This window comes from Polaribacter pacificus, assembly GCF_038024035.1.
Classification (GTDB): domain Bacteria; phylum Bacteroidota; class Bacteroidia; order Flavobacteriales; family Flavobacteriaceae; genus Polaribacter; species Polaribacter pacificus.
Window position 1 is genome coordinate 334,196 of sequence record NZ_CP150664.1, and the last position, 13,695, is coordinate 347,890.

Sequence of the window (13,695 nt, forward strand, 5' to 3'; positions counted from 1 at the left end):
CTGAAGCAAACATACTAGACAATTCTAAGCTTGAAAAAATTTTGTGCTAAGTAACAAGGCTAAGTGATGAAATACACGCTAAATACTACTGCTTTTAGCGTATGCTTCATTAAATCCTTTAATTTGAGAACGCGAAACAGGAATGCTTTTGGGGTAATTTTTTAAACGCAATTGATACCCTTGAGCATTCCCTGAAATATTTTCGATGGCATTGAGATTTACCAAATATGATCGGTGTGTTTTGTAACTATTTGCAAAAGGTTTTAATTGATCTTCAAGATCCTTAAGTGGGATTCTCAGCAATCTCTTATCAATTCCGGTTTCAGAAAAACTGACAATTTCTGTATAATTACTTTCTACTTCGGCAAAGAGCCATTCTTGTAGCTTAAGTGAAACACTTTCTGAGCTGTCTTGAGATTTAATCACAACAACTTCTGTGTTTTTTTGCTCGTGTACTTGTTTAGGTAGCTTGTGCACTTGCAATTTATGGATGTTAATCAAGCGTTCTAATTGCAGTGGGATGACAATCAAAATCAGTAAAAAACCTACTAAAAAAGTATTGCGAATCTCTTCCCATAAATACCGTAACGACCAATTGTCTGGGTTGGTGTACAGCACATCTCTAAGTAAAAAAATTGCCACACCAATGAGTAGTAAAATAACAGATAAATGAAAAATTTCTTTCCCTAAGGTCCAAAAGACTTCATCTTTAACTTTTAAGTTGACAAAGCTTAAATACAAATAGGCAATAGGAAAAGGAATACTTGCATGAATAATTAAAATCCAAATACTCGGAATTCTATGCTCGGCAGTATTCACTTCAAAAGGCTCAAAAAAATATGAGAAGCAGAAACTAAAGATCACCAAACTTATTAGTACAATAAGTAGTCTGGGCCTGTTATTATAATAATAGGGGTAAGGTTCTCTTAAATAATTTTGCAATCGCAGTACTATAGGCTTCATAGGCATCCAAAAATACTATTTTTCTTTGAGCTTTGGTAGTGATCTTTTAGTTTGAGTTGTTATTTGTAATTGTCAAAATTTCAGAGAGTTAATACCTCTAAGGTATTTGAAATCTGTGCTTGTTTAGCTGGATATTTTAATATATTTGTGTAAACTACATCCAAACTTATGAAAAAACTACTTTATTTCTCGTTACTAGTATTGCTGATTGCTTCGTGTAAAACAGATGCAAACTCAGAAAAAAATAAATTTGATTTTGATGGGATTACAGCTTCCATAAAACCAGGAGATAACTTCTTTGAACACGTTAACAAGCAATGGCTAGACAATGCTGTAATTGCAGATGATCAAGTAGGAGTTGGCTCGTATAGTTTTTTAAATATTCCACAAAAAAAGCTATTAGAAAATATCCTAACCGAAGTTGCCTCAGGGATTCATCCAGAGGGAAGTATTGAGCAAAAAGTTGGTGATTTTTACAGATCAGGTATGGATGTAGCTACCATTAACCAAAGAGGTTATCAGCCTATAAAACCAATTTTACAAGAGATTGAAACCATAAAGAATGTGTCTGATTTAATGAACTTTGTAACCAAAGAAATTAGTACTGGTAATACTTCAATCATCAGTATGGGTGTTTCTCCAGATAATGAAAATAGCAGCATTAATATTTTGCATTTTGGTCAGGCGGGTTTAGGTCTACCAGATCGTGATTTTTATTTTAAAACAGATTCAGTCTCTGTAGCCATTCAAAAAGCCTATCAAGAATACCTTAGCAGCTTATTTACATTGTCAGAAAGTAAAAACGCTGCCAATAATGCCGCAACAGTGTATGCTATTGAAAAGAAACTTGCAGCAGCACACAAAACTAGAATAGAGCGAAGAAATGTAAAAGCCAATTACAATAAAATGACGGTTGCATCTCTAAATAAAAGCCAAACCAATATCGGTTGGTCAAGAATGTTACAAGAGTTACACCTAGAAGCAACCGAAGTAGATATAAAACAACCAGCCTACTATAAGACTTTAAATTCATTGCTGGTTTCAATCCCGATTTCGGAGTGGAAAACCTATCTTAAGGCCAGTACCTTAGCCAACTATTCAGATATTTTGAGCAAGGATTTTGAAGATGCAAATTTTGAATACGCAAAAGTACTTTATGGACAATCAAGCCAACAAACAAGAGCCCAATTAATGGTGCAAAAAGTTGATAGACAATTGGGGTTTGCACTGGGCCAATTGTATGTAAAAAGGTATTTTAATGAGGCTGCAAAAAAGCGTGTATTAGATTTGGTTAACAATTTGCAAAAAGCATTTGAAAACAGAATCAATGAGTTGGATTGGATGAGTGATATAACCAAACAGCAAGCCAAAGAAAAGCTTTATGCAATCACTAAGAAAATTGGATACCCAGATGTATGGAGAGCGTACGATGTAAAAATTAACAAGGATACGTATTTTGAAAATGTGCTTGCTCTCAACAAGAATCAATATCAGTACCAAGCAAATCAATTAAACAAAGCACCCAATAAAGACCGTTGGGGAACCACACCATCAACAGTAACAGCTTATTACAATCCACCACTTAATGAAATTGTTTTTCCTGCCGGGATCTTACAGTTTCCTTATTTTGATGTGGATGCAGATGATGCTATTAACTATGGAGGAATCGGGATGGTTATTGGACATGAGCTAACACATGCCTTTGATGATCAAGGCGCTCAGTTTGATAAGGACGGAAATGTAAAAAATTGGTGGACTGATGAAGACTTTACCAAGTTTAAAGCAAAGACCCAGCAAATGATTGATCGATATAGTTCTTTTACCGTGCTAGAGGGTCTTCACTTACAAGGTGCCTTAACGGTTGGAGAAAACACGGCAGATAATGGAGGAATCTCTATTGCATATGATGCCTTTAAATTAACAGAACAAGGAAAAGGAAATACCAAGATTCAAGGGTTTACACCAGATCAACGTTTTTTTATGTCCATAGCGAGAATCTGGCGTGTAAAAACCAGAGATGCCTATTTGCGTAACTATATTAAAACCAATTCACATTCACCACCGGTATGGCGTGTAAATGGTCCATTGATGAATTTTACGCCTTTTTATACCGCTTTTGATGTGCAACCAGGGGATAAAAACTACAAAGCAACTGAAGAAAGAATTAAGATTTGGTAGGTTATTAATCAGAGAGAGCTTTATTAGGCAATAAAAAAGAGAAAAAACGTTTAATATTCTATATTTGTTGTATTCAATATTCATATGATACTAAACAACCCCTTATTATTTTTCCTTTGTTCAATAGGCGTTTTTAATGGTTTTTTAGTAAGCCTGTATTTTTTGTTTTTTTCGAAGCAAAAAAAGGTCCAAAACTTCTTTTTAGGTTCCTTACTCTTGTTGTTGAGTATTCGAATCGGAAAATCGGTGTATTCACTTGCTACAGCTAGAGAAGAGCGTGATTTGTTTATTTTACAAATAGGTTTGTCTGCGTGTTTTTTGATTGGAGTCTCTGTTTTTTATTATTTAAAAGCATCGGTAGAAAACACAAAAAAAATCCCTGTCTTTTGGAAAGTTCATATTGTATTCTTAGTGCTATTTATATTTATAGTAGGACTTATAAAACCCTATGCAACTCATGTAGTTTTTTGGAATACCTACTTTGTTCCTTTTATTTATACAGTTTGGGGAGTGTATTTGCTAAGCTCAATACTTGTTTTAAAGACTGTTTTTTATAATTTCTTTAGTAAAAACAACCGTTGCACAACTTCTGAGCTCTGGTTAATTGCTGTTTTAATTGCAAATAGTTTAATTTTTGCAGCGTATATTGTTGGGTATTTTTACTTGTACTTGGTGGGTACGATTACTTTTTCTATCGTTTTTTATGCTCTGCTAATCTTTTTGTTGTTTAAGAAAAACAGAGAGGACATTTTTAGAGACATTCCAGAAAAATACCAGGCAAAAAAGATAGAAAAAACCGAGGCAAGTCAGTTAGGAATTCAGCTAAACTCGGTTATGACTCAAAAGCTCTTTCATAAAAACTCAGAGGTTAAAATTCAGCATATTGCCAAAGAACTCGATATCTCATCACACAAACTGTCTCAGTTTTTAAATGATAACCTAGGTAAAAGCTTTGCTTTATTCATTAATGAGTATCGCATTGAAGAAGCAAAGACTTTGATAAAAGAAAAAGACCATTTTACGCTTGAGGCGATTGGTTTTGAATCTGGATTCAGTTCAAAATCAACCTTTTATGCAACCTTCAAAAAGCTTGTAGGGCTTACGCCTGCAGCCTATAAAAAACAAGCTAAGCAAACATAAATACTCCAATTTTATAATATTGGACAACTGTATTATAAATGCTCACTACTTTTTTTGATTGATTTTAGAGATTTGAGAAACTTTTAAAATTAAATCATGAAAAAACTCATTTTAGGATGCCTATTATTGATGACAATTCAATTGGCAAAAGCTCAAACCGATCATTTACAAGTCGAGAAAACACTTCAAAACTATATTGAAGGAAGTTCTTACAATAAGTTAGATTTGTTAAAATCTGCATTTGCAGAAAATGCAACGTTGTATTTAACCATGGGTACAGGTGTCTTTAAAAGACTAAGCCCTGCTGATTATGCCGAACTTTTTAAAAACAATCCTTCAGGAAAATTTAATGGAAGATATGGCAAAGTCTTATCAGTAAGCTTGATTAAAGACATCGCCACCGCAAAAGTTGAGATTCGCATCCCAGCAAGAAAAATGGTTTATATAGATTTGTTTCTCTTAAAAAGAACGGATTCTGGTTGGAAAATAATTAGTAAAACAGCAACAAGAATCGATGATGCTAATTAAACAAACTTTAAAGAATCTCGTTCATTACCTTTTGTTCTTTTGCTTTTTAAGTTCAGTAGCTCAAACATCAAAAATTAATTTTGTTGATACAGAGATTGTTGTTGATGGAAATTTTGATGAAGCTGTTTGGTCTCAAATACCTGAACATACCGGCTTTTACAATTATTTACCTACAGATATTGGTTTGGCTAAAAATCAAACAGTTGTAAAAATATTTCACAACGGAACCTATTTGTACCTAAGTGCTGTTTATAACGATACCACGGAGAAAAATCAAGTAAGTACATTAAAAAGAGATGTTTCTATTGCTTTGAGTGATGCTTTTGTAATGGTTTTTGATACGCAGAATCAACAACAAAATGGGTATTTATTTGCAGTAAATGCCTTAGGCAACCAAACCGATGGATTAATTGGTAGAAACAATGAAGCTTATAACTTAAGCTTTAGTTGGAATGCTATTTGGCAATCAAAAGTACAAGTAAATGGAAAAAAGAAGCACTATGAAGTTGCCATTCCTTTAAAGTCTTTAAATTTTGACAAGAAAAACCCTGTTTTTGGTGTACAATTTTATGTGAGAGATATAAAGAACAACTCCTGGACCATCTTAAAAAATGTCAAACGTAATTATGCCAGTTTAGATTTGCGTTTTACGGAGAAGTTTTTGGTGGCCAATTTACCCAATGCTTCAACAACAAAATTTTCTGTTACTCCTTCATTAACTGCAAATTATCAAAATAATGTTGCCAAAAGAGAAGAAGAATTTAACTTGAAACCCAGTTTAGATATTCAGTACAACCTTAGTTCCTCTTTAAAATTAGATGCAACGCTCAATCCTGATTTTTCACAGATTGATGTAGATCAACAAGTGGCCAACTTGACTCGGTTTGCAGTAAATTTTCCAGAAAGACGCAATTTTTTTCTTGAAAATGCTGATTTGTTTTCAAACCTAGGGGTAGCTGGTGTTAATCCATTTTACTCAAGGAGGATAGGAGCAGAAAGTCCTGTTTCCTTTGGGTTTAAACTATCCGGTAATCTAACACCGAATACTCGAATTGGTGTTTTAAATGCGCAAACAAAAAATAAAAAGCAGGTAGGCATACCCTCACAAAATTTTGGTGTCTTTGTTGCAGAACATCAGCTTAGTAAAAACTTTACAGCTACTGGGTTTTTTATAAACCGCCAAGAAACCAGCACCGATCACAACACAAATAATGATTATAATCGCGTAGTTGGAAGTAATCTAGCATACAAATCAAACAATAACAATTGGTTTGGTTTGCTAAATTTAGGTAAGAGTTTTAACGATGGTTTGTCAAATGCCAATGGGTTTTATAATGCTGGATTGTGGTTTAATAAAAGAGGTTTAAGATGGAACGCTTCTATAAAAAAAGTAGAGAAAAACTATTTAACTGATGTTGGCTTTGTTCCTCGTCTCTATCATTTTGATGCCATTGCTAATCGTACCTATAGAGAAGGTTATGATGAGTTTGCCTCTGGAATTGTCTATGAAAAATTTTATGATAAGTCAAAAACACTAAATTCTATTCGCTTTTTAAATTATAGCAATAACAGTTATTTTGATGATTCAGGGGCAATAACTCAATCGACACATGCAGTAAATTCTGCACTTTTCTTTAAAGATTTGTCTTCTATCTATTATGTCTATACCTACAATAAGGTAGTCTTAAAATACGGCTTTTCTCCGTTGAGTAATGGAGGGGTAATTGAGCCAGAGTCTTATGGATTTGGACTTCTTAAGATCGGCTATAACTCACCAAGCAATCAGCGATTTAATTATAGGTTAAACCTACAAAAAGGTAGTTACTATAAGGGAGAACGGATGGCTTTTGGAGCTTATTTAAATTACCAATTACTTCCATTTGCAAATTTAGAGCTATCCTATGATGTAAATAAAATAGACTTAAAGCATTTGGGAAAAGAAAGTTTTCATCTCACTCGATTCACTGGAGAAGTATTCTTTAACAATAGGTTTAACTGGACTACTTATTTACAGGTAAATACCCAAACAGATAATTTTAATATAAACACTAGACTACAATGGGAGTACAAGCCCTTAAGTTATATGTATGTCGTAGTCTCAGATAACTTTAATGAAACTTTGAAAAGAACAAATTGGGGAATTGCTTTTAAAATGAATTACCGATTTGATTTTTAAAACAAGCTCTTTTTTACGAGCTCATAATAACTATTACTCACAGGAAATATAAAGGCAGAGACTTGCAGGTTTCTGCCTTTTAAGCCTGTTACTTTGGTTTATTTATAGTAATTTATATATTAACTAGCTTGCAAAATGTAACAATACCGTTTCTGAACAGTCTTTGAGGTATGCGACACGTTATTCTAATTAAACACAGATATCTACTAGTACTAATTGTTTTCTGCACTCTTTGCATCTCTTGCAAGCCTAGCAAGGTAGCCCCTACGCAAGTAGCAAATACGATCACTTTTACAAAAAATACAGAAGGATCTCAGTTAGTAGACACGACTGCTCTCAATCATTTTTTACTACAAGCTGACTCAAAGTTAGCTATAGAGTTTACATTAGATCAGCCACTGGTAAAAGACTTACAAGACTTGGCTCCAACAGAAACTGTAGATGAATTGCTAACCAAAGGAAATTTTCAGTTTACTTTTAAGGTGGATGGCAAAACTGTTTATGTAGAAGATTTGAGTAAAGGAGCTGGCTCTAGTGATGCTAAGAAAAATCAGTTAATTTATAGAGTTCCTTTAATACACCCAGAACCTCTAGATTTTTGGGGTTGGTTTATGTGGTTAAAATTCATGAAACTTCACGGAGGTAGAGATGCTTTGTACACTGGTGATCACAAGCTTCGGGTAGAAGTACGTGGGTATGTCAATACTACAGAGAAAAAGCTAAGCCCTGTATTGGCAGAAGGAACCATTGATGTATCGGTAGCAGATTTACCCTATGATCAAAAGCTAGTTCCTATTCAAAGAATTGAGCCCACTCAAGATTTTAAGATAGCAGCCTCTTCTTATAATTATAAGAAAATTCAAGAGCTCAACAAAAAAATTGCTCAAGGACGTTTTGAAAACATCAATGGAATTGTAGTCCTTAAAAACAATGAATTACTTATAGAAGAATATTTTAACGGCACTAAGAGATCTAGTCTTCACGATGCGAGGTCGGTTGGAAAAAGTATCGCATCTACTGTGATGGGGATTGCCATTGATGAAAAATACATCAAAAGTGAAAACAGTAAACTCAACGAGTTTTATCAATTAAAAAACTATCAGAATTACAGTCAAAAAAAAGAAGAAGTAACTATAAAATCATTATTAACGATGAGTTCTACATTTGTGGGTGATGATGATAACATGAGTAGTTTAGGAAACGAAGAATTAATGTATCCTACCAAAAACTGGCTAAAATTTGCCCTAGACCTGCCTATGGAAGAAGCTAAGGTTATTGAAAAAGACTATAGTTATTTTACAGCTGGAGTTATTATTTTGGGAGATTTACTAGAAAAATCTGTACCCAATGGTCTTGAGGCCTATACAGATAAAAAATTGTTTAAGCCTTTGCAGATTAATCAATACAAATGGCAGTACACTCCTCAAGGAGTTGCAAATACAGCTGGAGGAATTCAGTTAAGCGCTTTGGATTTTGCAAAATTTGGTCAACTGTATAAGAACAAAGGACGTTGGAATGGAGCCCAAATTGTATCATCAGATTGGGTAGAAAAGAGTCTGTCAAAACAAGTAAAACAGCCCCATGCTGATTGGTATGGATATTTATTTTGGAACAAAGAGTATACAGTAGCTGGTAAAAAATATGAAGTTGCTTTTAGCAATGGCAATGGAGGAAATAAGATTTTTATTTTTAAAGACCTTCCTTTTGTGATTGTGCTAACTGCATCGTCCTATAATTTACCATACGCGCACTCAGATGCAGATTTGATGATGGTTAATTATATCTTACCCGCCATACTTGATTATTAAGAAAGTAAGTAGCTTTATTAATTGGTTTTTTTATAGCTCCAAACTGCCAAGCCATTCATTACTAGTGCGTACAGCAGAGTTTTAGACAATTGGGGTACTATATCCATAAAACCAGAACCTTTTAGCATCACCATTCGCATGACTTCTACAAAGTACTTTATAGGGTTAAATTCTGTCATAAACTGAGCCCATTTAGGCATGCTTTCTATCGGTGTAAACAAGCCACTCATCAATATAAAGATTACAGTAAAGAACCAAGAAATAAACATAGCCTGTTGCTGGGTTTCAGTATAATTTGAGATAAATAAACCTATCCCCAAAATAACCAAAATGTAAATAGAAGTGTAGAGATACATCAGTAGCAAGCTACCGACCATGGGAACGTTAAAAATAAGCTTGGCAATTATAAGACCTACTGTTAGCAAGCCCAATCCAATTACCCAAAACGGAAATAGTTTCCCGATAATAAATTGACTTTTTTTAATTGGAGTTACATTAATTTGCTCTAAAGTACCAATCTCTTTTTCGCGAACGATGTTCATCCCTGAGAGAAACAAAGTAATCATTGTGACTAGTAATACCAGTATCCCTGGTACCATATAGGTTTTGTAATTTAGGGTTTGATTGTACCAAAAGAGAGGAATGCTCTTAATGCTTGCCGGTTGGTTTTGCAAATCAGCTGGTTGCATTAGTTTCATTTTTACATCTTGATTAAAACGCTGAATAATTTGTAGTGCATACACCTTTTGTACACCTGCAGCAGCACCATCAATAGCGTTGATGAGTATACCCAGATGGTTGCTCTTTTCTTTTTGTAGATCGCGTTCAAAATGAGTAGGAATCTCTAGAATAACATTGACTTCTCCATTTAACATAGCAGAACTTGCTACAGTTTCTGATTGATAATCTGCTAGGACGTTAAAATACGTAGAAGCATTAAATTTTTCTATCAATGCTCTTGAACTTGGGCTGTGGTCTTTATCAATATAGCCAAACTTAATGTTTTTAACTTCAAAGGTAGCCGCATTTGATAAAATGACGAGTTGGAGTAGAGGTAAGATAAAAATAATAGGCAGCATTCCTTTATTTCTAAAGATCTGCTTAAACTCCTTTTGTATGATGTATAGTATGGTTTTCATTGTTTTACTCCAGTCTAATTTTGTATTTCTTGATGCTAATCGCAATAAAAAGTAAGGTCATCCCAAATAAGATAAAGGTTTCTTTCCACAGGTATTCTATGCCTACACCTTTTAGCATAATACCTTTAATAATGATGATAAACCACTTGGCGGGTATGATATTACTAATTAGCTGAAGCGGTAGAGGCATACTTGATATTGGAAAAATAAAGCCAGATAACAGAATCACAGGAAGCATTAATCCCATTAAAGAAATCATCATTGCACTTTGTTGAGTTGCGGCAATGGTAGAAATTAAGATCCCTAAAGCCAAAGCACTTATAATAAAAAGTATGCTCTCAAGTGCTAGTAAAAATAGACTTCCTTGTACAGGCATATTAAAAATAAAAATGCTTAAAAGCACTATGATTACTGCATTGATTATAGATAAGAAAATATAAGGAAACACCTTTCCAATAATTACCTGGAAAGGTTTTAAAGGCGATACCAATAAGATTTCCATAGTTCCTAATTCTTTTTCTCTTGAAATAGAAATTGAGGTCATCATAGCAGAGACAAGCATTAAAATAATGGTCATTACTCCAGGGACAAACATATAAACGCTTTTTAATTCTGAGTTGTAAACCATTCGTGTTTCTGGAACAATCTGATACACAAAAGAAGCGTCTTTATTTAGTTGTTTTTGATATTGTTGAAGGATGGCATTTACATAATTACTAATGGTGTTTGCTGTATTTGGATCTGTGGCATCAGTAATAATCTGTACCGTAGCCTGCTTGTTTTTAATGAGTTTGCTGCTAAACTCTTTTTCAAAATTTAAGACAGCTTTTACTCGGCCTTTCTCAAAGATCGATTTAATTTCAGCTTCACTAATAATTACTTGTTTAATGCTAAAGTATTTAGAGTCTGCTATTTTAGTAATGATCTCTTTGGTGGTCGCATCCTTTGAATGATCTAACACTGCAATATCCACATTGTTAATCTCATTGGTAATGGCAAAGCCAAAAAGTAAAATTTGAGCAATTGGCATTCCAAAAAGAATAAACAAGGATCTTTTATCCCTAAAGATGTGGTAGAATTCTTTTTTTATAAAACCTATAAATCGTTTCATTTATTATTCAGTTGTATGCTTTAACTAATTCTTTTTATCTGTAATACATTGCTTAAAAAATTCAAGTTTCTTAACCTCTGGCTAATTTTAAAAACACCTCATTCATATTGTTTGCCTTAAACGCTTCTTTTAATCGTTGAGGTGTGTCAAGCGCTTCAATTTTTCCATTCACCATTATTGATACTCTATCACAGTACTCTGCTTCATCCATATAGTGGGTAGTTACAAAAACTGTCGTTCCAAGATCGGCTGCTTTGTAGATCATTTCCCAAAACTGTCTCCTGGTAATTGGATCAACACCTCCAGTGGGTTCGTCTAAAAAAACAATTTTAGGCTCGTGTAATAAAGCTACAGAAAACGATATTTTCTGTTTCCAACCTAAAGGCAAAGAGCCTACCAATTGATTTGCTACCGTTTTTAATCCCAGATCTTCAATCAATGCGTTTGATTTTTCTTTTATTTGGGTTCTTGCCAAGCCGTAGATACCGCCAAAAAATTGAATGTTTTCTTTGACAGTTAAATCATCGTACAATGCAAACTTTTGACTCATATACCCAATGTTCTTTTTAATGTCCTCAGCATGGGTAAATACATCAAAACCTGCAACTTGAGCCTTGCCACTTGTGGGTTTAGAAATGCCAATTAGCATTTTCATAGCTGTTGTTTTACCGGCGCCATTGGCCCCTAAAAATCCAAAAATCTCACCCTTTTCAACTTCGAAACTTATGGAGTCGACGGCTGTAAAATCTCCAAACATTTTGGTTAATCCTTCTACCTGAATGACTTTGTTTGTGCTCATACTATTTTTATAGGTCTCGTTGACTTCTTTGCTGTTCTTATTTTGCTAATTCCATAAAAGTATCTTCTATAGTTGGTGTTGTTTCTTGTATACTTATTTCTTTAAGCTTTTGTGATTCTAGATATTGGATTAAATCTTCTGGATTAAAATCCAAACGAGTGTCTGTATAATGTACAAACTCGCCAAAAGGGTAGACGCTATGCGTAGATGCATAGGCTTTTAAACTGTTGATTAATTGATAGGTGTTCTTCGATTTTACATTGTAAATAGGCTTAGGATAGTGTTTTACGATTGCTTTTGGAGTATCAATCTCTAAAATTTTTCCATTTTGAATCAACGCAATTCGATCACAGAGTTCTGCTTCATCCATATAGGGTGTAGAAACTAAAATGGTAATGCCTCTCTGCTGTAATCGTTTGAGCATCTCCCAAAACTCTTTTCTAGAAACAGGGTCAACACCAGTGGTGGGCTCATCTAAAAACAAGACTTTGGGTTTGTGAATCAAAGCACAGCAAAGCGCTAATTTCTGTTTCATTCCTCCAGATAATTTCCCTGCTCTTCGATCTTTAAAAGGGGCTATCTGAATATAAATTTCTTTTATAATTTCATAATTTTCTTCTAGGGTCGTCCCAAAAATAGTGGCAAAGAAATTTAAATTTTCTTCAATTGTTAAGTCTTGGTACAAAGAAAACCTACCAGGCATATAGCCAACGTTATTTCGTATGCTTTTATAGTCCTTAACCACATCGTAACCAGCAACAGTTGCTGTTCCTTCATCAGCAAACAGGAGGGTTGTTAACACCCTAAAAAGAGTTGTTTTACCAGCCCCATCAGGCCCGATAAGCCCAAAAAGCTCTCCTTTTTTTACATCAAAGCTAATCTGCTGTAAAGCGTTTACCTTTTTATAAGATTTTGAGATGTTAGTTACAGAAATACTCATGGTTTATTTAGTCATTAGAATTGTTGTTGATCCACATTTCTGCAGGCATACCAATTTTTAAGCTTCCATCGTTTTGTACTGCAATTTTAACCCCATATACCAACGCAACCCGTTCTTCTTTGGTTTGGATAATCTTAGGAGTAAACTCTGCTTCTGAAGCGATCCAACGGATGGTACCTTTAAACGTTTTCATGTTCTCTGCTTGATCAATCTTTACGCTAACCTCTTGGCCAATTTTTATATTTGCTAATTGAGTTTCACTCACATAAACACGCAATTGCATGCTCTTTAAATCGGCAATTTTATAGAGTGGTTTCCCAAAAGAAGTAACCTCATTTGCTTCAGCATATTTGGTTAAGACAGTTCCTTGTACTGGGTTTATTATTTTGCTTTTTTGAATCTGATCTAAGTTTTTCTTTAACTGAATGTCTAGACTTTTTAACTCATTAATTACAGGAGTATTTTGAACTTCAATACTTTTAATTTGTTGTTCTAGGACATTAATTTCGCCTTGCAAATCATCCAACTGCTTTTGAGTAGCTGCATTATCCTCTATAAGATTTTCAACTCTTGTCTTGTTGATGTTTGCAGTTTTTAGCTTGGCTTTAAGTACATTAATTTGTGATAATACTCCTTTAGATTTTGAGCTTGCTAGCGATTTAGAGACCTCTAAGACATATTGATTATACACCAGCTGAATGGTATCAATATAGCCTATAAAAGCACCTTTGTCTAACAGATCTCCTTCTTCAAGATCAAACTGCATGATTTTTCCGTTGCTTTCTGCAGAAATGGTAATCTCTGTGGCTTCAAAATTGCCATAACCATCTGCCTTTTCATTTGAGTTGGTACAAGAAAATAGGCTTGTAATTAGGCTTAGACCTAGTATGTAATTAATTTTTTTCATGACTTT

The 13,695-nt window shown here is 34.1% G+C and carries 11 protein-coding genes; 5 read left to right on the plus strand and 6 right to left on the minus strand.

What is annotated here, in order from left to right; all coding sequences use genetic code 11:
• Window positions 1-78: 78 nt before the first annotated feature.
• Entirely contained in the window at window positions 79-819 is a 741-nt protein-coding gene (locus WHC90_RS01455) for a LytR/AlgR family response regulator transcription factor (RefSeq protein ID WP_188598775.1), read from the minus strand.
• A 312-nt stretch (window positions 820-1,131) separates the two neighbouring features.
• On the opposite strand from WHC90_RS01455, the gene WHC90_RS01460 reads away from it, so the two are divergent.
• From WHC90_RS01460 to WHC90_RS01480, 5 genes are all read left to right on the plus strand, one after another.
• On the plus strand, window positions 1,132-3,141 hold the full coding sequence (locus WHC90_RS01460) for a M13 family metallopeptidase (protein WP_188598774.1): 2,010 nt from the start codon (window positions 1,132-1,134) through the stop codon (window positions 3,139-3,141).
• Between the two features lie 222 nt (window positions 3,142-3,363).
• The gene (locus WHC90_RS01465) at window positions 3,364-4,281 is read left to right on the plus strand and encodes a helix-turn-helix domain-containing protein (RefSeq protein ID WP_188598773.1); all 918 of its coding nucleotides are present in this window, start codon (window positions 3,364-3,366) and stop codon (window positions 4,279-4,281) included.
• A 96-nt stretch (window positions 4,282-4,377) separates the two neighbouring features.
• A complete protein-coding gene (locus tag WHC90_RS01470) occupies window positions 4,378-4,809 on the plus strand; it encodes a nuclear transport factor 2 family protein (RefSeq protein WP_188598772.1) in 432 nt (143 codons plus the stop codon).
• Window positions 4,796-6,985 carry a DUF5916 domain-containing protein gene (locus WHC90_RS01475; protein ID WP_188598771.1) on the plus strand — a complete coding sequence of 730 codons (2,190 nt, stop codon included), beginning with the start codon at window positions 4,796-4,798 and terminating at the stop codon, window positions 6,983-6,985. Before WHC90_RS01470 ends, WHC90_RS01475 begins: the two co-directional genes overlap by 14 nt.
• Before the next feature lie 170 nt (window positions 6,986-7,155).
• Window positions 7,156-8,793, plus strand: a complete 1,638-nt coding sequence (locus WHC90_RS01480) for a serine hydrolase domain-containing protein (protein ID WP_188598770.1) — start codon at window positions 7,156-7,158, stop codon at window positions 8,791-8,793.
• A 17-nt stretch (window positions 8,794-8,810) separates the two neighbouring features.
• Here the strand turns inward: WHC90_RS01480 and WHC90_RS01485 are convergent, their stop codons facing one another.
• The 5 genes from WHC90_RS01485 to WHC90_RS01505 all read right to left on the minus strand — a co-directional run bounded on the left by WHC90_RS01485 (window position 8,811) and on the right by WHC90_RS01505 (window position 13,689).
• Window positions 8,811-9,932: an ABC transporter permease gene (locus tag WHC90_RS01485; RefSeq protein WP_188598769.1), complete on the minus strand. Its 1,122-nt coding sequence runs from the start codon at window positions 9,930-9,932 to the stop codon at window positions 8,811-8,813.
• Window positions 9,933-9,936: 4 nt separating this feature from the next.
• The gene (locus WHC90_RS01490; protein WP_188598768.1) at window positions 9,937-11,043 is read right to left on the minus strand and encodes an ABC transporter permease; all 1,107 of its coding nucleotides are present in this window, start codon (window positions 11,041-11,043) and stop codon (window positions 9,937-9,939) included.
• A gap of 70 nt (window positions 11,044-11,113) precedes the next feature.
• Complete coding sequence (locus WHC90_RS01495) at window positions 11,114-11,842, minus strand: ABC transporter ATP-binding protein (RefSeq protein ID WP_188598767.1); 729 nt, start codon at window positions 11,840-11,842, stop codon at window positions 11,114-11,116.
• Window positions 11,843-11,879: 37 nt separating this feature from the next.
• On the minus strand, window positions 11,880-12,782 hold the full coding sequence (locus WHC90_RS01500) for an ABC transporter ATP-binding protein (RefSeq protein WP_188598766.1): 903 nt from the start codon (window positions 12,780-12,782) through the stop codon (window positions 11,880-11,882).
• Window positions 12,783-12,789: 7 nt separating this feature from the next.
• Window positions 12,790-13,689 (minus strand): HlyD family secretion protein, encoded by a 900-nt coding sequence (locus tag WHC90_RS01505; protein ID WP_188598765.1) that lies wholly within the window; start codon window positions 13,687-13,689, stop codon window positions 12,790-12,792.
• Between the last annotated feature and the right edge of the window lie 6 nt (window positions 13,690-13,695).